Annotated in this window: 27 protein-coding genes; 5 read left to right on the plus strand and 22 right to left on the minus strand. The window is 57.0% G+C overall.

All coding sequences use genetic code 11. The features are described from left to right. The first annotated feature begins 32 nt into the window (after window positions 1-32). Complete coding sequence (hemE, locus tag RGW60_RS21110; protein WP_322206418.1) at window positions 33-1,103, plus strand: uroporphyrinogen decarboxylase; 1,071 nt, start codon at window positions 33-35, stop codon at window positions 1,101-1,103. A gap of 91 nt (window positions 1,104-1,194) precedes the next feature. On the opposite strand, the gene RGW60_RS21115 is transcribed toward hemE, so the two are convergent. Next, entirely contained in the window at window positions 1,195-2,457 is a 1,263-nt protein-coding gene (locus tag RGW60_RS21115) for an MFS transporter (protein WP_416194839.1), read from the minus strand. A gap of 115 nt (window positions 2,458-2,572) precedes the next feature. Here RGW60_RS21115 and RGW60_RS21120 point away from each other — a divergent pair, with 115 nt between their 5' ends. Continuing rightward, window positions 2,573-3,472, plus strand: coding sequence for a LysR family transcriptional regulator (locus tag RGW60_RS21120; protein ID WP_322206419.1), 900 nt, complete (start codon window positions 2,573-2,575; stop codon window positions 3,470-3,472). A gap of 17 nt (window positions 3,473-3,489) precedes the next feature. On the opposite strand, the gene RGW60_RS21125 is transcribed toward RGW60_RS21120, so the two are convergent. The 19 genes from RGW60_RS21125 to RGW60_RS21215 all read right to left on the minus strand — a co-directional run bounded on the left by RGW60_RS21125 (window position 3,490) and on the right by RGW60_RS21215 (window position 20,434). Further along, window positions 3,490-4,716 (minus strand): beta-ketoacyl-ACP synthase, encoded by a 1,227-nt coding sequence (locus tag RGW60_RS21125; protein ID WP_322206420.1) that lies wholly within the window; start codon window positions 4,714-4,716, stop codon window positions 3,490-3,492. Beyond that, on the minus strand, window positions 4,716-5,444 hold the full coding sequence (gene fabG, locus RGW60_RS21130) for a 3-oxoacyl-ACP reductase FabG (protein ID WP_322206421.1): 729 nt from the start codon (window positions 5,442-5,444) through the stop codon (window positions 4,716-4,718). Before fabG ends, RGW60_RS21125 begins: the two co-directional genes overlap by 1 nt. Next, complete coding sequence (locus RGW60_RS21135; RefSeq protein ID WP_322206422.1) at window positions 5,441-5,896, minus strand: hotdog family protein; 456 nt, start codon at window positions 5,894-5,896, stop codon at window positions 5,441-5,443. Before RGW60_RS21135 ends, fabG begins: the two co-directional genes overlap by 4 nt. Then, a complete protein-coding gene (locus RGW60_RS21140) occupies window positions 5,893-7,089 on the minus strand; it encodes a beta-ketoacyl-[acyl-carrier-protein] synthase family protein (RefSeq protein ID WP_322206423.1) in 1,197 nt (398 codons plus the stop codon). Before RGW60_RS21140 ends, RGW60_RS21135 begins: the two co-directional genes overlap by 4 nt. Beyond that, the gene (locus tag RGW60_RS21145; RefSeq protein ID WP_322206424.1) at window positions 7,086-7,574 is read right to left on the minus strand and encodes a DUF3261 domain-containing protein; all 489 of its coding nucleotides are present in this window, start codon (window positions 7,572-7,574) and stop codon (window positions 7,086-7,088) included. Before RGW60_RS21145 ends, RGW60_RS21140 begins: the two co-directional genes overlap by 4 nt. Next, on the minus strand, window positions 7,571-8,314 hold the full coding sequence (locus RGW60_RS21150) for a class I SAM-dependent methyltransferase (protein ID WP_322206425.1): 744 nt from the start codon (window positions 8,312-8,314) through the stop codon (window positions 7,571-7,573). Before RGW60_RS21150 ends, RGW60_RS21145 begins: the two co-directional genes overlap by 4 nt. Then, a complete protein-coding gene (locus RGW60_RS21155) occupies window positions 8,311-9,558 on the minus strand; it encodes an NAD(P)/FAD-dependent oxidoreductase (protein ID WP_322206426.1) in 1,248 nt (415 codons plus the stop codon). The genes RGW60_RS21150 and RGW60_RS21155 overlap by 4 nt, the downstream gene beginning before the upstream one ends. A 76-nt stretch (window positions 9,559-9,634) precedes the next feature. Continuing rightward, window positions 9,635-11,962: a hypothetical protein gene (locus RGW60_RS21160; protein WP_322206427.1), complete on the minus strand. Its 2,328-nt coding sequence runs from the start codon at window positions 11,960-11,962 to the stop codon at window positions 9,635-9,637. 25 nt (window positions 11,963-11,987) lie between these two features. After that, window positions 11,988-12,590 carry an outer membrane lipoprotein carrier protein LolA gene (locus RGW60_RS21165; RefSeq protein ID WP_322206428.1) on the minus strand — a complete coding sequence of 201 codons (603 nt, stop codon included), beginning with the start codon at window positions 12,588-12,590 and terminating at the stop codon, window positions 11,988-11,990. Then, window positions 12,587-13,012: an acyl-CoA thioesterase gene (locus RGW60_RS21170; RefSeq protein ID WP_322206429.1), complete on the minus strand. Its 426-nt coding sequence runs from the start codon at window positions 13,010-13,012 to the stop codon at window positions 12,587-12,589. Before RGW60_RS21170 ends, RGW60_RS21165 begins: the two co-directional genes overlap by 4 nt. Beyond that, on the minus strand, window positions 13,002-14,549 hold the full coding sequence (locus RGW60_RS21175; RefSeq protein ID WP_322206430.1) for an aromatic amino acid ammonia-lyase: 1,548 nt from the start codon (window positions 14,547-14,549) through the stop codon (window positions 13,002-13,004). Before RGW60_RS21175 ends, RGW60_RS21170 begins: the two co-directional genes overlap by 11 nt. Next, a complete protein-coding gene (locus RGW60_RS21180) occupies window positions 14,530-15,468 on the minus strand; it encodes a glycosyl transferase (protein WP_322206431.1) in 939 nt (312 codons plus the stop codon). The genes RGW60_RS21175 and RGW60_RS21180 overlap by 20 nt, the downstream gene beginning before the upstream one ends. Further along, window positions 15,465-16,199 (minus strand): glycosyltransferase family 2 protein, encoded by a 735-nt coding sequence (locus RGW60_RS21185; protein ID WP_322206432.1) that lies wholly within the window; start codon window positions 16,197-16,199, stop codon window positions 15,465-15,467. The genes RGW60_RS21180 and RGW60_RS21185 overlap by 4 nt, the downstream gene beginning before the upstream one ends. Beyond that, window positions 16,192-17,871, minus strand: coding sequence for an acyl-CoA synthetase family protein (locus tag RGW60_RS21190; RefSeq protein WP_322206433.1), 1,680 nt, complete (start codon window positions 17,869-17,871; stop codon window positions 16,192-16,194). Before RGW60_RS21190 ends, RGW60_RS21185 begins: the two co-directional genes overlap by 8 nt. After that, window positions 17,868-18,413, minus strand: coding sequence for a hypothetical protein (locus RGW60_RS21195; protein ID WP_322206434.1), 546 nt, complete (start codon window positions 18,411-18,413; stop codon window positions 17,868-17,870). The genes RGW60_RS21190 and RGW60_RS21195 overlap by 4 nt, the downstream gene beginning before the upstream one ends. Next, window positions 18,410-18,664: an acyl carrier protein gene (locus RGW60_RS21200; RefSeq protein WP_322170669.1), complete on the minus strand. Its 255-nt coding sequence runs from the start codon at window positions 18,662-18,664 to the stop codon at window positions 18,410-18,412. The genes RGW60_RS21195 and RGW60_RS21200 overlap by 4 nt, the downstream gene beginning before the upstream one ends. Before the next feature lie 24 nt (window positions 18,665-18,688). After that, the gene (locus RGW60_RS21205) at window positions 18,689-18,949 is read right to left on the minus strand and encodes a phosphopantetheine-binding protein (RefSeq protein ID WP_322206435.1); all 261 of its coding nucleotides are present in this window, start codon (window positions 18,947-18,949) and stop codon (window positions 18,689-18,691) included. Next, on the minus strand, window positions 18,924-19,736 hold the full coding sequence (locus tag RGW60_RS21210) for a lysophospholipid acyltransferase family protein (RefSeq protein WP_322206990.1): 813 nt from the start codon (window positions 19,734-19,736) through the stop codon (window positions 18,924-18,926). Before RGW60_RS21210 ends, RGW60_RS21205 begins: the two co-directional genes overlap by 26 nt. Next, window positions 19,712-20,434 carry a beta-ketoacyl synthase chain length factor gene (locus tag RGW60_RS21215; protein ID WP_322206436.1) on the minus strand — a complete coding sequence of 241 codons (723 nt, stop codon included), beginning with the start codon at window positions 20,432-20,434 and terminating at the stop codon, window positions 19,712-19,714. Before RGW60_RS21215 ends, RGW60_RS21210 begins: the two co-directional genes overlap by 25 nt. A 319-nt stretch (window positions 20,435-20,753) precedes the next feature. Between RGW60_RS21215 and RGW60_RS21220 the strand changes: the two genes are divergently transcribed. After that, a complete protein-coding gene (locus RGW60_RS21220) occupies window positions 20,754-21,533 on the plus strand; it encodes a ParA family protein (RefSeq protein WP_322206437.1) in 780 nt (259 codons plus the stop codon). Window positions 21,534-21,539: 6 nt separating this feature from the next. Here RGW60_RS21220 and RGW60_RS21225 read toward each other — a convergent pair whose 3' ends face one another. Together RGW60_RS21225 and trxC are read right to left on the minus strand one after the other, a co-directional pair. Continuing rightward, window positions 21,540-21,950: a PAAR domain-containing protein gene (locus RGW60_RS21225; protein WP_322206438.1), complete on the minus strand. Its 411-nt coding sequence runs from the start codon at window positions 21,948-21,950 to the stop codon at window positions 21,540-21,542. Window positions 21,951-22,081: 131 nt separating this feature from the next. Continuing rightward, window positions 22,082-22,516, minus strand: a complete 435-nt coding sequence (gene trxC / locus RGW60_RS21230; protein WP_322206439.1) for a thioredoxin TrxC — start codon at window positions 22,514-22,516, stop codon at window positions 22,082-22,084. A gap of 285 nt (window positions 22,517-22,801) precedes the next feature. Between trxC and RGW60_RS21235 the strand changes: the two genes are divergently transcribed. Further along, the gene (locus tag RGW60_RS21235; protein WP_322206440.1) at window positions 22,802-23,251 is read left to right on the plus strand and encodes a hypothetical protein; all 450 of its coding nucleotides are present in this window, start codon (window positions 22,802-22,804) and stop codon (window positions 23,249-23,251) included. 83 nt (window positions 23,252-23,334) lie between these two features. After that, the gene (locus tag RGW60_RS21240) at window positions 23,335-24,030 is read left to right on the plus strand and encodes a hypothetical protein (protein ID WP_322206441.1); all 696 of its coding nucleotides are present in this window, start codon (window positions 23,335-23,337) and stop codon (window positions 24,028-24,030) included. Window positions 24,031-24,063: the final 33 nt, after the last annotated feature.

The raw sequence follows: 24,063 nt of genomic DNA on the forward strand, positions 1-24,063 counted from the left end.
AAAATGCCCGCACTTTTTAAACGGATACCGACATGACTGTCCTTAAGAATGATCGTTTCCTTCGTGCCCTGCTCAAGCAGCCCGTCGATGTTACCCCTGTGTGGATGATGCGTCAGGCTGGTCGTTATCTGCCAGAGTACCGCGCCAGTCGTGCCAAGGCCGGCGACTTCATGAGCCTGTGCATGAATCCGGAATTCGCTTGTGAAGTCACGCTGCAACCGCTTGACCGCTATCCACAGCTGGACGCGGCCATCTTGTTTTCCGACATCCTGACCATTCCGGACGCTATGGGCCTGGGCCTGTATTTTGAAACTGGCGAAGGTCCACGCTTCAAAAAAACGGTCAGCACCTTGGCCGATATCGAAGCGTTGCCCATTCCAGATCCGCAGAAAGACTTGGGTTACGTAATGGATGCGGTCAGTACCATCCGTCGCGAGCTCAACGGCCGTGTACCTTTGATCGGCTTCTCTGGCAGTCCATGGACCTTGGCAACATATATGGTCGAAGGCGGTTCATCGAAAGATTTTCGCAAGTCCAAAGCCATGCTCTATGACAATCCACAGGCCATGCACTTATTACTGGATAAGTTGGCGCAGTCCGTGACTTCGTACCTGAACGGTCAAATTCTCGCTGGCGCACAAGCGGTGCAGATTTTTGACAGTTGGGGCGGTAGCTTGTCGTCGGCGGCCTACCAGGAGTTTTCACTTGCCTACATGCGCAAAATCGTCAATGGCCTGATCCGTGAACACGACGGGCGTAAAGTGCCAGTGATCCTGTTCACCAAAGGCGGCGGCCTGTGGCTGGAGAGCATCGCTGACGCGGGCGCTGATGCACTGGGCCTGGACTGGACGTGCGACATCGGCGAAGCCCGTCAGCGCGTCGGCAACAAAGTCGCCTTGCAAGGCAACATGGACCCTACTGTGCTTTACGCAAACCCTACCGCGATACGCAGTGAAGTCGCACGTATCCTCGCCAGCTACGGCAGCGGCACCGGCCACGTCTTCAATCTCGGTCACGGTATTACGCCAGAGGTTGACCCGGCCAACGCGGGCGTCTTTATGGAAGCCGTGCACGAGATGTCTGCCCAGTATCACGCCAACTAAGTCGCGCCCAATCCTGCTGCCGCATTCGCCGTGGCAGGTTTTTGTTGGGTATGTCCCGTCCTGAATAAGGTTTACACCTTCTGACCTATCTTCAACCCTTAATACTGAGTTCCAACGGCTGCAGTTTCGCCAAACGTAATGCCACAGCCAATGCGACGAGCAACAACACTCCTATGAACCCGCCGATACCATTCCAACCTGCGTAATGCCAAAACGCCCCACCTGCGGTGCCTGCGATGCTTGAACCCGCGTAGTAGCAAAACAGATACAGCGACGACGCCTGCCCTCTGGCTTTGATTGCCCGGCGTCCGATCCAGCTGCTGGCTACGGAGTGCGCGCCGAAGAAGCCGAACGTGAATAACAGCACCCCGAATATGACCATCGATAACGGGCTGAACATGGTCAGAGCAACGCCCATTAGCATCAAGACGATGACCGACCAGAGCACTTTGCGTCGACCGAGCTTATCGGCCAGAGCACCAACTTTCGCCGAGCTATAGATACCCGACAGGTAAACCACTGAGAACAGTCCGACGAATGACTGACTCATCTGATAAGGCTCGGCCAGCAAGCGGTAGCCAATGTAATTGAATAGCGTGACGAACGCGCCCATCAGCAGGAATGCTTCCAGAAACAGCCACGGCAAGCCAGCGTCTCGAAACTGCAACGCGAAACCGTCAAGCAGGCTACGGGGGTGCATTGAGCGCGGGCGGAAGTTGCGTGACTCCGGAAGTATCTTCCAAAACACCCCGGCGGCGATCAACGCCAAGCCGCCGATGAAAAGCATTGCGGTATGCCAGCTAACGTAATCTACCAATACCCCGGTGATCACCCGACCACTCATGCCGCCGATGGCGTTGCCGCCTATATAAAGCCCCATCGCCAAGCCAATGTGTTGCGGGTGTATTTCTTCGCTCAGGTAGGTCATTGCCACGGCCGCCAAACCGCTGAGCGACAGACCAACCAGCGCGCGCATTAACAGAATACCTTCCCATGTCGGCATCAACGCGCCGAGTAAAGTGAATAGCGCGGCGCAAAACAGCGCCGTTACCATCACTGGTTTTCGCCCGAGTCGATCCGAAATCGGCCCGGTAATTAGCAGGCCAAATGCGAGCATGCCGGTAGCGACCGACAATATAAGGCTGCTTTGCGCTGCATTAATTGAGTATTCGTGGGACAGCACCGGCATTAACGGCTGTACACAATACAGCAGCGTAAACGTCGCAAAACCACCGGAGAATAATGCCAGCACCGTGCGCAAGAATAACGGGGTGCCTTTTTCGATATAGACATCTGCCAGCGTATCGACACCATCGCTGACGTGCGTGGGGGCTGGGGCAACAGCAGTTTTCAATATGAACCTCGATGAACGTGGCGGCGAACAATCTGAAAAGAATATAGTTCGCTAATTATTCTTTCCAATATATTGTTCGACCTATTTGATATTTAAAAAGACTTAATGGGGAAATATGGAGTTACGTCATCTGCGGTATTTTATCGCGGTAGCTGAAGAGCTTCATTTCGGCAGGGCCGCGCTGGCATTGGGTATTTCGCAACCTCCCCTAAGTCAGCAAATTCAGGTACTGGAAAAAGAGGTGGGCGCGCGATTATTTGATCGGACCAATAGACGGGTTGAGTTAAGCGAAGTCGGCCGGTTATTTCTTGATGAGGCGCGTTTGGTCTTGGCTCAGGTAGGCAAAGCCGCCGATGTAGCACGTCGTGCGCAGTTGGGGCAGCTGGGCGAACTGAAAATTGGATTCACGGCGTCGGCACCGTTCAACTCCAGCATCCCCCAAGCTATCTTCGCGTTTCGTCAGGACTTTCCAGCCGTCCATTTGGCACTGCAGGAAATGAGTAGCATGGAAACCGCGCAAGCATTGGTGGAAAACTCGGTGCATGTCGGGATCATGCGACCGTTGCCGTTGCCCGACTCATTGGTCGCCGTCGAGTTGTTCCGTGAGCCGTTGGTAGCCATTATTCGTGCCGATCACCCACTGGCGGCGGGTAGCGAAAAAGGCCTGTACCTCTCGGCCTTGGCTGCTGAACCCTTTGTTTTTTTTCCTCGCACCTACGGCAGCGGTTTGTATACGCAGTTAATGAGCCTGGCACGACAAGCCGGATTTAGTCCGTTGATTACACAAGAGGCGGGTGAACCGATGACCATTATCGGATTGGTCGCAGCGGGATTGGGCGTAACCGTGTTGCCGGCGTCTTATCAGCGCATGCGAATTGACAGCGTTGTCTATCGGACGGTGCTGGACGAAGGCGCTAACACGGCGGTGTGGCTGGTACAGCGTAAAGAGCAAAATTCGCCGATGGCCAAGGCGTTTGTTGAGTTGTTAACGCAGCGGTCAGTAGTCCAAGGCTAACGCTGCTCTGTGTCAACTCACGCCCAACGTTTGAAAATCAGCGATGTATTCACCCCGCCAAAAGCAAAATTATTGTTCATCACGTATTGATTACTCATTTGACGCATCTCACCGCGTAGGTAATCCAGTTCGCCGCACTGGGGGTCGATAACGTCGAGGTTGAGGGTGTGGACATAACGGTCGCGGTTCATCATTTCGATACAGAACCATGATTCCAACGCACCACAGGCGCCTAAGGTGTGCCCCAAGAAACTTTTTTGCGAACTGATGGGCATCCGCGCGCCAAACAGGCTACTAGTGGCCAGGGTTTCGGCCATGTCGCCTTGTTCCGTGGCGGTGCCGTGACCGTTTACGTAACCGATGGCATCGGGCGTCAGGCCGGCGTCTTCCAGGGCCAACTTCATGGCGCGGCGCATGGTGACTTGCTCCGGGCGGGTGGAGTGAGCGCCGTCAGCGTTGCTGCCAAAGCCCACGATCTCCGCATGGATGTGCGCACCGCGGGCCAAGGCATGTTCCAGCTCTTCGAGCACCAGCATGCCGCCGCCCTCACCAATCACTAAGCCATCGCGACCGCTGTCGTAGGGGCGTGGTGTAGTGTGCGGGGCATCATTTTTCAGGCTGGTGGCGTACAGCGCATCAAACACCATGGCCTCGGTTGGGCATAACTCTTCAGCGCCGCCGGCGAGCATCAATGGCAGGCGCCCGAATTTGATCGATTCATAGGCATAACCTATCCCCTGGCTGCCGCTGGTGCAGGCGCTGGAGGTAGGAATCAAGCGCCCGGTCAGGCCGAAAAAAATGCTGATATTCGCTGCGGTGGTGTGGGGCATCATCCGCACATATGAGTTGGCGTTCAGCCCTTCGGCCACGGAATTGAGCAACATGTTGCCAAAGGCTTTGATTTCGTCGGTGCTGCCGGTGGACGAGCCGCAGGCCACGCCCATCCGCCCGTCCCGAATGATCGCGTCGCCCAACAACCCGGCGTCCAGCAACGCTTGTTCGGCGGCACCCACGGCCAGCCGCGAGACTCGGCCCATGCTGCGTAGTTGCTTACGGTTCCAGTGTTTGGGCACGGCGAAATCATCGATGGGCCCCGCGAGTCGAGTGTTGAGCTCAGTGAAGCGGTTCCACTCATCCATCCGCCGAATGCCGCTGCGATTGGCGATGAAATTGGCCTCGATACTCGCCCAATCACTGCCTAGCGAGGTAATGCCGGCCATGCCGGTAACGACGACGCGTTTCATCAGCACAGGCCTCCGTTGACTGCCAATACCTGGCGGGTGATGTAAGACGCTTCAGCCGACATCAGAAAATTCACAGCACCGGCGACCTCTTCGGGGGTGCCCATGCGTTGTGCCGGGATCATCTTTATCAATTCCTCCACCGGCACGTGCTCGTCTAGCATCGCAGTATCGATCAAGCCGGGTGCGACGCAGTTGACGGTGATCTTGCGTTTGCCCAGTTCGATGGCCAGTGCTTTAGCCGCGCCAATGATCCCTGCTTTCGACGCGCTGTAGTTGACCTGGCCACGGTTGCCGATCATCCCCGACACCGAGGTGATGCAGACGATACGTCCGGCAGCGCGACGCCTAATCATCGGCATCATCACTGGATGCAGCACGTTGTAAAAACCATCGAGATTGGTACGCATTACTATGTCCCAGTCTTCATCGGTCAGTGCCGGAAACGCACCGTCTCGAGTCAAGCCGGCGTTGCAGACTACCCCGTAATACGCGCCGTAGGTCTCCACGTCGGCTTCTAAAACAGCTTTGGAGGCCGCTCGGTCGGCGACGTCGAATTGCAGGATGCGTGCGGAGCGCCCCATGGCCTGGATCTCAACCTGCACCGCTTCAGCTTCAGTTCGACCGTTGCGGCAATGCAGAATAAGGTCATACCCGGCTTGAGCCAGACGCAGGGCAATGGCGCGGCCGATTCCACGGCTAGAGCCGGTGACCAGTATCGATTCAGTCATGCAGGAAGTCCTTCGGCAAGATAGGCGGCGGCTTGAGGCGGGCAGTACACGTTGAGGCGCGCCGTGGCGTGAATGCCGAGGCCCGTCAGATGGCATTCAAATACCGCCATGCCATTGTCATCCTGCAAAGAGCGCAGGGCGTGGATCGTCAATTCAGTGCGGACGGGAAAGTGTTCGACGTTGCATTCAAACTTGCGTGTTCCCAGCAGAAACCCCAACTGCACCGGATTGCCTTGTTGCCGAGCTCGACAGCCGGCGAACGCGGCCACGCTCTGCGCCATGAGCTCAACGCCAACCCACGCCGGAAGGCTGCCATCGACGCGGTTGAACAATCCACTGGGGCGCACCGTCAACTGGGTGCGGATTTGCTCATCGTCGAACGACAGCACTTGATCGATCAGGATCATGTTCCCCGAGTGGGGCAGCAGTTCGGCAATTGGCCAGTCGATCATGGGGCGTCTCCAATAATCAGGCTGATGTTGTTGCCACCGAAAGCGTAGGAATTGCTCATCAAGTGGCGTGGGCGAGTAGGCGTCAGGCGCTGCCCTGATTCGACCCACTGCAACGCAGGCAACTGTGGGTCTGCCTGACCGTCCCATATGTGCGGGGGCAGCGCGTTTTCGCTATTTTCAGGGGCCAGGCACAACCAGCAAAACGCAGCTTCCAGTGCCCCGGCGGCACCGAGGGTATGGCCGCTCAACGGTTTAGTTGAAGAGCAGGGCACGCCTTGCGGGAAAACCGCGTCCATCGCGAAGCTTTCCATAGCATCATTGTGTAGCGTCGCAGTGCCATGCAGGTTCAGGTAATCAATGTTCTCGACCGTCAACCCGGCGTTGGTCAGCGCTTTATGCATGGCTTCGCGTGCGCCTCGACCGCTGGGTTCTGGCGCGGAAATATGGTGCGCGTCCGACGTGGCGCCCGCACCTAGCAGAGCAATCGAGTGGGTGTCGCTGGCTTGGCGAGTCATCAAAAACAGCACGGCGGCTTCCCCGATATTGATCCCATTGCGGTTGCTTGAAAACGGATTGCAGCGTTGTGCCGAGATCGCTTCCAGCGCGGAAAACCCACAGAGTGTCAGCTGGCACAAACTGTCGACGCCGCCGCACAACACCGCATCGCACAAGCCCATGTCGAGCAAGCGCCGGGCACTGAGTAAGGCTCTGGCGCTGGATGTGCAGGCCGTAGAAATCACATAGGCGGGACCGCTGAGGTCCAGCCACGCCGCGAGAAAGTTCGAGGGTGCGCTCAGCTCTTGTTGCTGATAGTCATAATCGGCGGGAAATTTCTGATCCCGCAGATAGGAGGCGAGGCCACGGCTTGCTTCATCGATACCCGAGGTACTGGTGCCGAGAACTACGCCAACCCGTGATGGGCCGAAATGTTTGATCGCCTGCCGGATTTCGTCTTCGATTTGCAGCGCAGCCGCCAACAACAGTTGATTGTTGCGGCTGCTGTGCTCGGCCAATTCGTTGGGAATAGATGGCAGCTCCCCCTGAACAGCCCCGATTGGGAAAGAGCGCCCAGTCCCCCGGCTACTGTCGTCAAGCATGCCCGAACAATCCCCCGAAAATAGAGTGCGCGCAACGTCGGGCTTGTTATTGCCAAGCGCGCAGATAACCCCCATCGCATTGAGGTATGCCGTCATGGGCTGACCTCGTCATCCAATGGGCTGACGTGATATACCAACCTTGGATCCATCCGCATCTCGAACACATCGGGTCGGCGGTACTCGACGTGCCAACGGCTGCCAAGGTCGCGCTGCCCGTCTTTAGTTCGCGCTTGCGGATAGTTAGTACGCAGTTCGGCGGCAGGCGTCAGGGCGAACAGCAATGCAGCAAACAGTTCGCGGGCTTGAGGGTTGGGCGGCAACAAACCATCGGCCTGCCACTTACCGTTAATCAGGCGTTGGCGCGCCACGGGAATCCCCAATGGGTCGATCAACGACCAACGCAAGCCGCCGCTTTCCTGTTGGATCACCAATAACCAGTCCTGACGCTGCTCAGCCTGTTCGCGCAAAATATGCAGCTGCATCGGCAGCGCCAGTTGTGGGGAGTGCTCAGGCAGTGGCGCATGGCTGGCGCAGGCACACAGCAGCAGAAGGCCAACACTGAGCAGCAGACGACGGATCATCCGGCAGCGCCTTGCATGGGTTTGCGCGCCACCACGTTGACCAGCGTTTCATCACGCTGGCCAAAGGGTGGAGGACGCTTAAGGCCGAAACGTTCTAACAAACCGAAATCCTTGGCGCGACTCCACCACAGGTACGGGTATGAAACGTTTTGCGGGCCGAACTCAAATCCTTGGCCGCGTAGCATGTCCAGGTATTGCGCCGCGCTTTTTTGTACCTGCATGGGATGGCGAAAAAGCCAACGGATGACCCAGGTATCGATGTAAGACTTGGTCGATTCAGCGAACAGCAGATAACCACCCGGTTTCAGCACCCGATAAAATTCGGCGAGGGCTTTTTCCTGTTCCACCAAATGGTGAAACGTCTGATGGCAAAACAGCAGGTCAACGCTGGCGTCCGGCATCGGCAGTTGCGCGCAATCACTGCCAGTCAGCTCGACGCTAATACCCTGCTTGCGCGCTTCGGTCCGGCTGAGGGTCAGGCTTTTCGGATCGGCGTCCACGGCCAGTAGGCGAGCCGGGGCGAACACTTGTTTCAAGCGCAGAAACGATTTGCCCTGACCACAACCCACATCAAGCAACACCGGGTCGGCGGGTGGGGGCGTGCCAGAGTCATTGAACAGACGCTGCAGGTCATTGATTGCGACGCGCAACACATGATGCTGCCACGTGTGGCTGCGTAGAAACCACAAGCCGAAACGGGTTTCCTCGACGTAGGTTTCGCTTAAGTAATCGGTGCTCATTGGGCAGTGCTCGCGCAAATTTCAGCGATCATGCGCAAACGGCGCTTGGGTTCGCTGACAAACGGGTTGCGTTCGTCCCAGGCATAACCCGCGAGAATCGAACTGATCATGCGTCGAATCTCATGAGAGCTGCCGGGATGGAAAATGACGTCTTGAAAGCTGCCGTCATACCAACCTTCCACGTAGGCGCGGAAGGTGTCGACACCGCGCTTGAGCGGCACAGCGAATTCGCTTTCCCAGTCGACGGTTTCGCCCTGCAACTGACGATTCAATACGGCGGCGGCCATGCTCGCGGAGCGCATGGCGATGGTGGCGCCCGACGAGAACACCGGGTCGAGAAATTCAGCGGCATTGCCCAGCAACGCGAAGCCCTTGCCATGCAGGGATTTCACGTTAGCGGAGTAGCCTGCGATGGTCCGTGCCGGGGTATCCCACACGGCGGCGTGCAGCAGTGTTTCCAACACTGGCGCTTCGGCGATGAACGCTCGTAGGCACGCATCGAAGTCTGCGGGTTTATCTTTGATCTTTTCGACCGCCCCGACCACGCCCAGTGAGCAGCGGCCGTTGCTGAAGGGGATCAGCCAAAACCACAGATCGCGATGTTCGGGATGGGTGGTGATAAGAATCTTCTGACGGTCGAAATGTGGGTCATCTATACGGTCTTCGATGTGGGTGAACACCGCGTGGCGAACCGGAAAGCTCGACGGTGCTTCGAGGTCCAGTAAACGCGGCAAAACGCGGCCATAACCGCTGGCATCGAGAACGAAATCTGCTTCTATGCTGTACACGCGGCCATCTTCACGGCGCGCACGAAGGGTGGGTTTTACTGCGTCGAAATCGACCGCAATGATTTCTTCCTGATAACGGATTTCCACCCCTTGCAGCGCAGCCTGATCGGCAAGTAGCTTGTCGAAGCTGGCGCGCTCTACCTGAAAGGTGGTCGGTTTGCCGTTGCTGAACGTGTCGCCAAAGTCGAAATGAGAGTAACGATCTCCCCAGGCAAAAGCCGCGCCGTTCTTGATTTGAAACCCGGCCGCGTTTACCGCGTCGAGCATGCCGGCTTCTTCGACGAAATCCAGGCAATGCGAAAGCAGGCTTTCACCGATGGAAAAACGCGGAAAAAGCTGACGCTCTATGATCAGTACGTCGTGACCTTGGCGTTTGAGCAGTGCAGCGGCAATTGCACCGGAAGGCCCCGCCCCGATGACCACAATCTGGCGTCGCTCCATTTCAGCTATTGGCACAGAGGCTCCCTTACCTGTTCGGCAATCTTGATAAAAGTTCGGTTCATGCCCGCCAGTGCAAACAGCCGCACGATCATCATATGGCGGGCTCATTAACAGTCTGGGTATCCGCTGGACGCCCGGCCCACGGCGCGAGCATGAAGCTGAAGGCCAGGCCGAGGCTGACCGACAGACCGAAATTGCTCACCGCAGGCGTACTGGAAATCGCCAGCAAACCAAATGACAGCCACGTGGTGACCGCCGCCAGCAAGGTTCCGAGCAAACTTACCGCTGCCCCGCCGATCTGCTCGCGCATCAAAATGGCGTAATCGACACTGATGGCGGTGACCAACAACAGCCCGAACACGCTGAACAGAGTCAGCGGCTGACCCATCCAGCCGAGACTCGCCAAACTGCACAGCGCCGCCAGCAGCGGAAGCGCGATGATCCGCAAAGCTCCTTTGAGACCAAACGGCAGAATCAGCAGCAGTACGATCAACGCGCAGGACAGCAATTTCAACTCCGCTGCACTGATTTGTGTGGCGGCAAAAACGTTGTTCAAGTCGCCGAGACGATCAACCAACTGTACGCCTTCGATGTCCAGCGTCTGTACGCGTAACAAGTTGGCATCGTTTAAGCCTCGCAGGCTGACCATGCCTGCAACGCCATCGGCGGTCGAACCTAGCCATAACGTGCGCCAAGGTTCGCCGAGTGGTCCGGCCAGCGCAGCGTCGATGTCTTGGTCCGGCAGCATCTGCAACCGGGTCAGTTCTGCTTGCAAGTTGGCTTCGGGAACACCGACGTCTATCAGCGGCTGCCAAAACAAAGGCAGTTTACCTAACGCATTCCGCACTCGATGTTGTTCAAAAGGCGAGCTCAGCAGCTGGTTCAGCGCCAAGTAACCCTGCAACTTGTCCAAGCTGACCAGTTGATCGAGGCGCTTGCTTAACTCGGCTTGACGTTCTAGCAATTGCTGTTGGTTGGCTGCACGCACCAAATAGAATTGACTGGTGGGTTGATAGCCGGTGATGCGCGCGATGGCCTGCGCTTCGGCCTGCAACTGCGGCGGTGCACCGACCCATTGGCGGATGTCATTTTTAGTGGTCAGTTGCCACAACCCTGCGGCACAAAACATCAGCAACAGGGTTAATAGCACGGGTGTGCCAACGCGGAGGAGCAAGGCTTCACGCCAGCTCATCAAGCGCTCGGCGATAAGTAACGGCCATCGGGCAGGGCGCAGTTCCAGGTTATTGAGCATTGCTGGTAACAGGCACACGGCGGTCAAATAAGCGCCTACCAGACCGGCTGCCGAGAACACTGCAATTTGCGTAAGTGCCGGAAACGGTGTCCAGGCCAAGGCCAGATAACCGATGCAACTGGTGGCTAAACTCAGGCTCAGGCCGCTTAGTGTAAGGCGCAGCGCGCCCCAACTGCGCCAGGGTTTCATGCTCCAGCTTTTCGACAGCGAGTGCAGCGGGTAATCCACCGCCACGCCGATCAGGCTTGAACCCAACACCAGCGTCATGACGTGCATATGACCGAACAGCGCGACACAGGCCACCGCGCCGAACAGCATGCCGACCGCCACCGGCACGAATGCCAGCAGCACTCGCCAACGACGGAACACCAATAAAAGCAGCAACAGAATTCCAAGCGTTGCACCGCCGCCTACCCAAGTGATTTCACGAGTGGCCTGACGCTGTCCATTAGCGGCATACAGCAGGCCGCTGGCAGCGAGCAATTGCGCATCGGCTTGATGGGCCTGCAAACGTGCAGCGCTGAGCAAGTCCGCGACCTTCATCGGTAAGTGCATGTCGAACGCATTGCCCTTGGTTCGTGCGCGCAGCAACACCCAGCTTTTGCCGGCTGCCGTGGCGATCAACGCACCGCTGCCGACGTCGAGCTGTACCGAACCCTGTTGTGGCTGGCTGTTTTGAATACGTCCAGTCAGACCCAGCCAGTCATCCTGACTTGCGACCAGGCTGAAACCTGTGAACGGGTCAAACAGGCTTTCCACACGTTGCTGAATAAACGCTTGAGGTTGTTCGATCAACTGGTTGCGATCAGCCGGCGCCAGCATCGCCAATCGCCCTTGCAGCAATTGTTGGCGTAGGCCCGGCAAGTCCGCCTGCAGGTTCCACTGGACCTTTTCGAACAGACCACTGGCCTGCCATTGTTCGCCGAGTTTGTGAGCGAGATCGATTGCCTGTTGGCGGTTGGTGTGGCCCACCAGCACCAGCATTTCGCGGTTGAGTGGCTCTTGCATGCGCTCTTGCGCACGCAGTTCCAAGGCGTCCGGGGTCGAGCCGGGAACCAGCTCCATCAAGTTGGCCGACAGCGGAGGACCGTCGCGCCATTGCCAGCCTGCGAGTGCTAGCACCGCCAGCAAGCCGAGCAGGAATAAGCGCGGCAGCCAGTATTCCATCGAGCTATGTTTTATCGGGCCGCGACTAGTCAACAAAGTCGTGGTGCTCCGTGTCGCTCAACGGCTCTGTGCCGGTGCTGTTGACCATCTGCAGTAACGTGCTGTCGCCTTGGGTTTCCAGCAGTTCAATACGCTGCACCAGTGCGCCGCCGTCGATATTTATTTGCTTGAACACCTGCTGCAGTAGCAGTGAGCGCGGGATCAAGGTCAGCTGCCATGCCTGGGCGTCACCCTTTAACTGCAAGTCGAAATCGCGTTGTAGGCCGCTGCTGTCGCCTTGCAGCACCGCTAGAAATAAGCGGTTCTGTTCCGCTCCGGCGTTTTTATTTGGCAACAATTGCCAGCCGTGGGCATCGCGTCGGGCAATACCGGCAGTGTTGATTCGATAATCCTGTTTCAGCGGCGTCGCCAGTAGCCAGAGCAGGCCAAAGTCTTTAGCCAGGACGAATTTGCCTTTGCTGGTCAAGGGGTGCGGCAGGGCACGCAGGTGTTTTTCCTGAATGAAATCGCCGTGAATGATCGAAGGTTTGCCCAACTGCGCGCTGAGCTGCTGCAGGTCGAAAGCATTAGCGACCGATGACAGGCAAACCAGCGCTGCGGCGCAGAGTATTTTTAAAACAACCGTCATGGCAGCGCTCTCAGTACCGCATCGATAAACACCTTGGGCGAGGCCAGTTGCATCTCGCGGCTGGCAACCTCAACGGCCACTTGAACTGTGGTGGCGCGGGTCAGGCGCTCACCGGTGAGGGCGTCGGAGATCAGGTAATTGATCTTCAGGCGGTTCTCCCATTCGATCAGGTTGGCCCGAACATTCAGTCGTTGACCGAACACCGCGCCGCGCACGTAGCGCAGTTGCAGGTCGATCACTGGCCAGGCATAACCGGATTCCAGCATCTGCATGTAGTTGTGGCCGAGTTGGTCGAGCAGTGCGCAGCGGGCGACTTCAAGGTATTTGATGTAATGGCCATGCCAGACGACGTTCATCATATCGATATCGAAAAAGGGCACCACTACTTCAGTGTCTGCGTAAATAGGGCCATTACTGCGCATGCAGCCTCCAATGGCGATCGGCGATTCGCTTGAGGCACAGGCGTAACTCACTCTCAAGCGCGCGGTCTTCGATCACCGGCGCAAAGTCTTCCTGCAACTGCTGATGCATTGTCGCAAGTGCAGGCGGCAGTGGCCGTGCGTCTGCTGCCTGACTGCGCAGCCATAGGCCTTGGTTCGCAGCAATCAAGGTGGCAGCCGCGACCTGTTCGGTCAGCTCCAGCACCCGAATCGCGTCGCGGGCAGCGATGGTGCCCATGCTCACTTTGTCTTGGTTGTGGCATTCGGTGGAACGCGAGAACACGCTGGCCGGCATCGTATTTTTCAACGCTTCGGCGGTCCAGGCACTGGTACCGATTTGCACCGCTTTGAACCCGTGATTAAGCATCGCCCGTTCAGCGCTGGCGCCTGACAGGTTACTCGGCAGTCCATGGTTGTAACGCATGTCCACCAACAGCGCCAATTGCCGGTCCAACAGATCGGCGACGTTGGCGACCAGCGTTTTCAGGCTGTCCATGGCGAACGCGATGTGGCCGCCATAGAAGTGTCCGCCGTGCAGCACGCGTTCGTCTTCGGCGTCGATGATCGGGTTGTCGTTGGCGCTGTTCAGTTCGATTTCAATGAACGAGCGCAACCAATTCAGGCTATCGGCCAATACCCCCAATACATGCGGCGCGCAACGCAATGAGTACCTATCTTGCAAGCGGTGCAGCGGCGCGGTCGGCGCATCAATGGCCAAGTCCCGGCGCAACCAGGCGGCAACTTGCATTTGGCCAGGGTGTGGCTTGGCGGCAAAAAGGCGCTCATCGAAATGCTCAGGGTTTCCTTCCAGCGCAACCACGTTCATTGCTGTGATGCGAGTCGCCAGTTGCAGCAAATAGTCGGCCCGGGCGAACGCGAGGCAGGCAATGCCGGTCATCACCGCCGTGCCATTCATCAGCGCCAAGGCTTCTTTGGGCCGCAGCACCAAGGGATCCCAGCCCAACTGACGATGCACGTCGCTGGCTTCACGGCGTTCGCCACGGAACATCACTTCCCGTTCACCGCACAACGTGGCGGCGACGTAGGACAGAGGGGTCAAGTCGCCGCTGGCGCCCACTGAACCTTCCTCCGGGATCAGCGGCAGAACGTCTTGGTCGAGAAACGCTTGCAGGCGTTCAAGTAATTCGACCCGGACCCCGGAAACCCCTTGGCACAAGGACTGTAAACGCGCGGCCAGCACGGCACGGGTGGTTTGTGCGTCAAGCATCTTGCCCAAGCCACAGCCGTGGAATGTGTACAAATGGCGCGGTAGCGCCTCAACGTGATGCAGTGGAACTGCCACTACGCACGAATCGCCATAGCCGGTGGTTACACCATAGATCACGCCTTCCTTGCTTAATAGGGAATCAAGAAATTGCGCGCCTTTGGCTATTCGCTGGCGAAAGGCAGCGTCATTTTGCAAGCGGGTTGGCGCTTGGCGCTTGGCCAGTGCCAGGACATCTTCGATCTGCAACGGCCGTTCGCCGAAGGTTACCGATTCAAGCGCTTGGGTCGTCATGGGTTTTCCAAAAGGAATAGAAATTGAACCACTGCTGTGGCGCCTCAAGGCAGTAAAAACCCAGGCGGTCGGCGTAGCGCTGAGTGTGTTCGGCGATGACCTGCTGGCGGTCGCTGCGACGCCATAGAATGGCCTCTGCGAACGGCTCGAGAATGACTCGATAGCCGTGGGCGCCTTTCAAGCAAAAAATCAGATTAATTGGGCATTTCAACAATCCGGCCAACAGCCATGGACCTTGCGGGAACAGTGCCGGGTGGCCGAGGAAATCCACTTGCACGTTGCGCCCGCCGCGCAGCGCAACGCGATCACCCGCGATGGCCAGCCACTCGCCACGTTCCAAGCGCTGGCTCAGTTGGAGCATGATCGCTGGGTCAAGTTCGCTGACTTGGATTAAACGCAGGTGGGGCGCGCCTGCTTCTCCCAGCAATCGATTGAAGTGTTCTGCGTGCTTGGTGTGCACTAACACGTTCATGGTGACTTTTTCGCCCAACTCGGCCAGTGCGCGGCAGACCTCAAGGTTACCCAAGTGAGCGCCCACCAGCATTTGCCCACGCTTACCACGTAGATCCTGGCGCAATAAGGCGGGGTCGACGATTTCAATGTGCTCGACTTTAAGTCTGCCGTTCCATATGTCGAGCTTGTCCAGCAGCGAGTCTGCAAACGCCCTGAATTGTTTGAACACGCGCCAGCGGGTGGGGCGTAGCAACGCTTGGTTGCTCCAGTCGGCCAAGTGTTGCTGGTATTGCCAGACACTTTTTCGCGCGGTGTGCCCGAACACGAAAAAGTAAAAAACAATCCCGTGCAGGACGGGGCTCAATACCCTCCGGCCGACATGACGCACGGCCCAGGCGGTCAGTTTCATCAGTAAAAAGCTGCCACGTTCCCGGTGATTAGCCCAATGGTGTTTGGTGTCGCTCATGGCAGCCACCGCCGCCAGAGGATCAACGGCAGCCGACCCAACATGCCGATGAACAGTTTGGCGTGCATTTTTGAAATCAGCGCATTGTCATGGAGCAGTCGAAAATGCGACACGCCGTCTTGGGGGTAATGCACCCGAACGGGCAGCCAGCGCATAGGCTGATTACGCCATGACAGGCGCACCAGGATTTCCGAGTCGAAATCCATACGCTGACCGATCTGTACCGAGTCCATCAGGTTGAGTACCGGTTGCAGGGGATAGATCCGAAAGCCACACATGGAATCGATAATCTCCAACGACAGGCTATTGATCCAGACCCAGACGTGGGTCAGGTAGCGTGCATACAAACGACCCTTTGGCACGCTTGCGTCGTACCGCGGGTAGCCACAAATCAGCGCCTGCGGATTGGCGCGGGAAGCATCGAGAAACAGCGCCACATCCTGCAGGTCGTGCTGGCCATCGGCATCGACCTGCAACGCATGGCTGAACCCCAAGCGCGCCGCTTCACGAAATGCGACCATCACCGCACCACCTTTGCCCCGATTGGTGGACAGGCGCAGCAGATAGACGTTGGGTTGTTTTGCCAGGGTCTGTAGTACCGCGGCGCAACGTGGGCTGCTGGCATCATCCACCAATACGCAGGGTAAACCAGCGCTTAACAACTCCTGCACGACAGCAGACACCGCCCGTTCGTGGTTATAGACCGGGATCACCGCGCACGGGTTATGCATGCGCGGCCTCCAACAAGATCCGGCCACTGGAGCAGGCCGCATCGGCGTTGCGGTAGGTGAAATACAATTTGCTGCGTTCGGCATCGAAACGCAGGGTCAGGGAAATCTCATCGCCGGGGCGTACCAGTTGTTGGAATTTCAACACTTCCATGCCTGCAAATCGGGTTGGAAGGCCCAGCAGGCGTTGGCCCATGCTTATCGCCCAATCCACTTGCACCACGCCGGGTAACACGGGGATCTGCGGGAAGTGCCCGCTGAAATACGCCAAATCGGGTGGGACGACCAATTCGAGGTGCCATTCGCTGTTTAGTTGGCGTTGACTGAGCAGCTCGGGCCCTAGTGGACGAGGAGCGTGCAGTAAGGCGTCCACATCAGCCTGAGCCAGTTTGCCTTGTGCATTGAAGGGCAATTGGCGCAGCAGCCGCCAGCGACGGGGCAGGGCGAGCGCTTCGCAATGTGGGCGTAAATGCTCGCGCAGTTGCTCGGTTAATGACCGTCGGCCTTGATTGCGCAAGGCATGCAGGCCGCTTGGGCTGAGAACCAATAACGCCCCCAGCGATGCCCGTCTCTCTTGAACGACGCCCAGCCGAGCTTCGCTGACCCAGCCGTGTGTTTCCAATGCGCGTTCCAGCAGCGGCAGTGAGATACGCTTTTCTTCGAGCTTGACGATGCGATCCAAACGGCCCAGCAGTTCGAAACGGCCGTCGGCGGCGAAGCATACTGCGTCGGCGGTCTGTTCGATGTGACCTGACGGGAGATAGGGCGAATCAATGCGCAGCGCGCCATCGCTGCTTTGGCTCAGGTTCACGCCCTCAAAGGCTTGCCACAGGCTATCGCTCTGACGCCAGGCAATACCACCGGTTTCTGAGCTGCCGAAAATCTCGGTCGGCCACTGCCCCAAGCGTCGATGAAGGATTTGAGCTGCGTCGGCCGGCAACGCGCCCCCGGATGAAAACACTCGTCGCACGGCGCTCAGTTCCGGCCAGTCCAGATTGTCGCCCATGCGCTTGAGCAGGGCAGGGCTGGCCACCCAAGCAAATGTCGGGTATTGGCGGCTAGCGCGCTGCAAGTCTTCAGGGAAGGGCAGTTGATGGCGGACAAAGGTGCGACCGGCACACAGTGGCCACAGCAGCCGAAACAGCAAGCCATAGATATGTTGGGTGGCGACGCTGCCGATGATGCAGGCGCTGCCCAGGTTTGCGCCCCACAGTTGCTCCAGCGCCTCGACTTCATTGGCTAACTGGCGCAAACACTTTTTGATCAACTTCGGTTCGCCACTGGAACCGGAGGTGCACAGGCTTAGATGGCAGGTGTCCAGGTCCAGCAGAGCAGGCGGCAGCGGTTCAGCCCGCAGATCGTTTAACTGGGTGTCTTCGACCTGATCGCTTAACCATAGATCGACTTCACTCGACCAGCGCGCCCGAGTTGGCGCTTGCAAGTCGGCCGGCATCAACACGCTAACGCCGGCACGCCAAGCGCCAAACAGCGCCACAGCCAATTCGCCCGCATCCTCCAAATGCACCGCCAATCGTTTGATGCCTCGGATTTCAAGCCCGGCAGCAAGGCTCAGCGCTTGTTCGCGGAAGTGAGCGTGATCAAGGGCTGGGGCCCGGGTCAGCTCACGGCCCGGCAAAGCGTCGAGTAACTGACGCTCAAGGGTTATCCAGTTCATGCGCGGCCTCTTACGCGCTGGCGTACTAACCATTCGCCAGCAAACAACAGGCCCATCAGCCCGTATGAAATCAATCCGTTGTACAGCGTCCACCAACTGAGCGGCGCCCACAGGGTCAATGCGCTCGCAATCAGCCCATTGCCGAGGAAAAACAGGCACCAGACTTTGGTCACTGTGCGGGTGTAGCGAACGGCGACGTCAGACAATTGCGGGTCGCTCAGGCGTGCCAGTCGCTCAACGATTGGCGGCTCATAGATCAGGCTTGCGCCAAACAAAGTCAACATGAAAGCGCTGCTCAGCACCGGATACCAGCTCAACAGCGCGGGGCTGTCGGCCCAACCCAATAACAAGCAAAAACCGATGGCAACCCCCGCCATCCACAGGCTTCCCGGTTTTCGTTCCCCGGTCAGCCCCCGGAGCAGCCACAGGCAACCCAGCAGCAAGGCGAACTGCCACGGCGCGATGTGGCCCAGACCGAAATAAACGGCGAACGGGTACAACATGCCTGCCAGCAACAGCACCAGGCCGATCAGCCGACTCATGCGGCGGGGTGAACCAGGCGATAGACAGCCTCGACCACATCGTTGACGGTGCGGACGGCTTTGAACTCTTCGGCAGCGATTTTTTTACCGGTTTTGCGTTTGATGTGATCAATCAGATCAACAGCGTCAATGCTGTCGATTTCCAGGTCCTGATACAGGTTGGATTCCAGGGTGACACGCTCGGGTTCAAGTTCGAACAGTTCAACCAGCGCAGTGCGCAGGGTTTCAAAAATGTCTTCACGTGTTTGCATCACATGCTCTTGAGTGGTCATGCCTCAAGCCGCCCGTCGGGCGCTGACGAACGCCGCTAGGCTGTCGACGCTGATGAAATGGTTGCGGGTGTCCTTGGCGTCGGCGTCGATCTTGATACCGTAGTGTTTCTGGATAGCCAGGCCGAGTTCCAGTGCGTCTACCGAGTCCAACCCCAAACCTTCACCGAACAGAGTCTGGTCGTTGCCGATGTCTTGGGTGCTGATGTCTTCGAGGCCTAGGGCATCGATGATCAGTTGCTTAATTTCCAGGTGCAGATCGCTCATCTATGGCGAGCTCCTTGATGAAGTATTGATGCAAATAGTCGTTTAGCTTGCGCGACGCCACGGGTGCCGGGCCAAGCGCAACAAAGGCTTGTGGGTCTATATCGGCACCTACTTTCAAACTGAAGTGAAAGCGCCGTTGTGGAATTCGATACCAGGGTTCAGCCTTGGTCAGGGTGCTGGGGTTAACTTGGATAGTGACCGGGGTGACGAGTTTCGCACCCCGCAGAGCAATTGCGGCACCACCGCGATGAAAGGCCGGTGCCTGTCCGGGTTGGGTGCGGGTGCCTTCCGGGAAAATGATCAGTGTCTGTCCGTCTTGTAGTGCGGCGGCGGCAGCATCAAGCATGTCCATGCTGCCGTCGTTACTGATGTAGTGAGTGGAATTTACTGGCCCACGGGTAAAGGGGTTTTGAAACAGACTTTGTTTGACCACGCAATTGGTGTCAGGCACTAGGCCGATTAAAAATACCACGTCGATCAGCGACGGATGGTTGGCGATGATTAGTTGTCCCGGCCGACCCAGGCGCTCAGCGCCTTGAACGTCATACGTCAACACGCCGGTTCGGGCCATGAGTCGAATAAACAGCCAGAACAGTCGGCTAACCGTGCGTCGAGCACGTCGCCGGTGGCTAATTACCGAGCCCGGCAAGCACCTGAGGATCGGAAAAATCAATAATTGCAGACACAGGCCTACGATCCCGAAAAGGGCAAAGCTCATGGCGGTTGCCAGTAGACGCCAATAATAGGCGTCGCGGCTTTTGCTTAAGTTTGTCGTTGCCAGTTCCACAGGCGGTTCTTCCATGAATGTTGGCAGCAGGAATGCTCGCTCAATAAAGTGCGCAGCAGGTTCAGGGTGTGCGGTAGCTGCACGCGCGGCTGTTCTGCCTCGCATGTGGTGCTCAGCGACAGTTGCCAGTCTGTGCCCGGTGTCAGTAACAGACCGACGGCGTAAGGAAAGGGCACGTCGTCGACCCAAGCGACGTAGGCCTCTGGCGGCTGTTCTTCGGTGATGATGAGCAATACCGCCGACGCACCTTCAGCGAGCAGCGCACCCGCTTCGATCACGCCATGTTCAAGGCCGTCGCCAGCCGCAGCCAATGCGGTCATTTCGCTGGTTTCGCCACGCATGATCGACCACAGGCCGATCACCGCGTTGTGCACCGATAGGCTGAACTGAGTCGGTGACAGCGGTTGCTCGGCAGCCAGTTCGCTAAGAATTTCGAAAGTGCGCGGGGTTTCGCCATGGCGGGAGACGAAGACGAGAGGCAGCTGCTCTCGCCCGTCGGCCAGTGGCCAGCCGACGCTGAACGCCATCCTTGCCAGACGGCTCAGGCGTCGGCGCTGCATGGCTGGCAAGAACGAGACGTCAGGCGCCGTGTCGCCAATATCGACATTGGCCTGGCCGATGTTCCACTGTTGCCAGTCCTCGGTCGTTTTCAGGCCGGGAGCCCAGGCACGCCACTGTGCGATGTTGAAGGTGATCACGATTCTCTTCCCGTCCCTGCGGACTACTTCTTGTACAGCTTCCCGAACGGGGCCAGCCTTGGCGCGACGTTTAGCCGAGTGGCGCGCATTATCCCGATGGCGATGATCAGTAGCAAATTCTGTTACAGATAGTTTATTTAAATCAGCTTTCTCCTACGTTTATTCGCTTTCTGTTCTGACGTTGTGCTGTAGGAAATTCGCTTTACGGGTGTCACTCTGTGCCACTACTGATGTCCTTAGATCATTCACTCGCCCTAGAGAGCTGCTTTGCATAGACTCGGGCGATTCTGGACTCATTTCAGAACCAAGGAGTTTTCGCATGCGGCGTGTGGTGTTCAATCAAAAGGGTGGCGTGGGTAAATCCAGCATTGCCTGCAATCTTGCGGCAGTCAGCGCCTCTGAAGGGTATCGGACGCTGTTGATCGATCTTGATGCCCAAGCCAATTCAACCCAGTACCTTACTGGTTTGACCGGCGACGATATCCCAATGGGGATCGCCGACTTTTTCAAACAAACCTTGTCTTCCGGGCCGTTCGCCAAGAAAAACAAGGTCGATATCTACGAAACGCCTTTCGATAATTTGCACGTAGTGACTGCCACCGCTGAGTTGGCTGACCTTCAGCCCAAGCTCGAAGCCAAGCATAAAATAAACAAGCTGCGCAAACTGCTGGAGGAGTTGGATGAGGACTATGACCGTATCTATCTGGATACGCCGCCAGCGCTTAACTTTTACGCTGTTTCAGCGTTGATTGCTGCGGACAGAGTCCTGATTCCGTTTGATTGCGACAGCTTTTCTCGCCAGGCGCTATATGGCTTGCTCAAGGAGATTGAAGAACTGAAGGAAGACCATAATGAGGGCCTGGAAATTGAAGGCATTATCGTCAATCAGTTCCAGTCTCGAGCCAGTCTGCCGCAGCAAATACTCGATGAGTTAATTGCTGAAGGTTTGCCAGTGTTGCCGGTCTATCTCAACAGCTCGGTAAAAATGCGTGAGTCGCATCAAGCCAATACGCCGCTGATCTACCTCGATCCTCGACACAAGCTGACTCAGCAATTCGTCGAACTGCATAGCTTGCTGGAGAGCGCTTCGCCGCATTGATAGGCGTTAGGGCTCAACGAGTGGCCGTAAGGGTGAAAACAACTGTGCGCGGAGCGTGCCGGCCTGAATGGCGCTCAACAGCTGTTCTGCAGCCATGCGTGCGACCTCGGCCAAGTCAGGCGGGATGCTAATGGTCGCGTCCATGTCTGCGGCAATACTGTCCGCGCTTGCCAGCAGCCGATGACTGCCCGGTGGGCACCCGCACTGTACAGCTTGGCCTTGGGTCGCGACGGCCACATAGTGGTCAATGCACGTCGGATTTCCTTCGGCGATGAAGCCGACTCGCTCGCAACCGGGACACCAGACGAGGTCTCCCATCCGCGCTAACTTGCGCGATTGCACGACGACCTTGCCCGAAGCGCTGATGACGAATCCGTCTGTGGTTGTGCGATCACCTTCCCTGATGACATACGTCATGACTGCTCCCGGCCGTTGCTCAATTTGAGTCGATAAGGCTAGAGCAGAAAAATGCCGGTGAGTATGCGAAAAAGCTGTTTGGGAAATGCCCTACGGAAAACTCAGCGCGTGCCACTGGGCCTGTGCAAGGCTCAAGTACCCTGGCTTTTCAACCAGGCCAGCAGTTGCGGCAACGGGAAGGCGCCGCTTTGACGTGCGAGTTCTCGGCCATCTTTAAACAGGATCAAGGTAGGGATTGAACGAATGTTCAACTGCCCGGACAACGTCTGATTGGTTTCGCTGTCCAGCTTCGCCAGTCGGCATCGCCCCAACAGCTGAGTTGCTGCTTGCGCGAAGGTCGGCGCAAATGTCTTACACGGCCCACACCACTCGGCCCACACATCAACCAGCAGCGGCAAATCGCCTTTAATCTGGCTGGCGTAGGTGGCTTGGGTCACCGCAAAGGGCGTGCTGAGCAATACCGGGTCCTTGCAACGCCCACATTTGGGCTGATCGCCAACGCGGTCGGCAGGAATGCGATTGAGCCCGTTGCAGTGCGGGCAAGGGATCGTTAGAGGGTGGGGCATGATGGTATCCGATAGTTGGCCAATAGGATTGAGTTGGAGTCCAATAGCGACGTTATCAAGGTGGGAACGCGTAGATATTCATTATGTGATGTGGGATCTACAAGCGTATTACCTCCGTATTTCTTATTTCTTTGGGCCTACTCGTTCGGGGAGTAGTGCTCACTGCTAATGCTCCGTAATCTCCAATGACTTATTTAGTTGACGAGATTGTTATCCGGCCAAACGACGAACTGTTCGATATTTTTAAATCGATTTTTTGGCAATTGTTAAGGTGGGGATCTCAACATGAAAATAGTTAAGCCTATTGCGTTTTCGATGGCGTTGGCTGCCTCGGCGCTGTCGACACTTGCGCACGCAGGGCCGCCCGTACAGGTCACCTTTAAAAATCAAGGTTCAGCAGGCGCTGTGTACTCGGCTTCTGGTCGTAATGAAATGGGTACTCATACTAATGCTTCGCCCAAACCTAGAGCCACTGTAAAGTCTGGAGGTAGCAGCAGCTACACGGTGCAAAGTGGCCTTTCTCCCGATTCAAATTACGCCACTGTTCGTTACCAGATAGGCCAAAAAAGTTGTCAGTTTACAACGACATTCGTCAACACGATGCTTCGGGGCGGGGTCAAAGTTCCGAAGTGGAAGAAAAACGCAATTGCTGGGGGCGGCGCTGTCTGCACCGCGACTATTACGGCTACTAACTATTCAAATTATGGATGGTCGGCCGAGTTTACGATGAAATAAGACGTGCCCATTGAACTCCATAACCTTGTTGGGTCCACACTTTCACTCGACAAGGTTATGGTTCGGTGCTCTAAGGAGTGGCAGTGATTAATAATATACAAGCCCCGATGTTAAACAGTACCGTGGTCGACTCCATCACTACGGCCCGCCTCAACCCGCAAAAGGCGGCAGACCCGACTGCAATTGATGGCGTTGCCTACAATTTGCCGACGATTTCAACACTTTCCCGTCAACTGAGTGATAGCGCAACGCGCGCTGAACTACGGGATGAGCGTTTGAGTCGAAAACAGCTCACCGAGTTGGGCAATACACTGACCAACACTTTTTCGGGTGAGGGCTATTTTTCTCACAAGGCCCAACATGACCGTGAAGCCCCCGATTCTAATGATCCTGAATTAATCGCTAGAGCCCAACAGGCCACTGAATACGTGAACAGTGCTGCTGTAGGGGGCAAGACAGTGAAAAACCCTTTTGATGGCCTGTCACGGGATCAGCTTGCTCTTATCACTTTTGACGACAGTGGCTTGTATACGGTGAATGAGCGACGTGCCGCTTCTTACTGTGCTGACCACATTGAGGAGGCATGGTGCAAAAAGGTTGCCGACATGGCCATGGAAGAATACAACCGAACCGGAACCGCGCAGACCCCCAAAGTGCTGGCTGAAATGCTCTCTCATTACCGAACCTTACCGCGTATTGAACAAGCGCAGTTTCCTGAGGGCTATGCGACCGACCTGCAGAGTAAAATTGGGCCCGGATCTATTGCAACTAATAAATAATATCGCGAAATTTTCGCGGCCTTCGGCAGCTCC

Source organism: Pseudomonas sp. AB6 (assembly GCF_034314105.1).
Lineage (GTDB): Bacteria > Pseudomonadota > Gammaproteobacteria > Pseudomonadales > Pseudomonadaceae > Aquipseudomonas.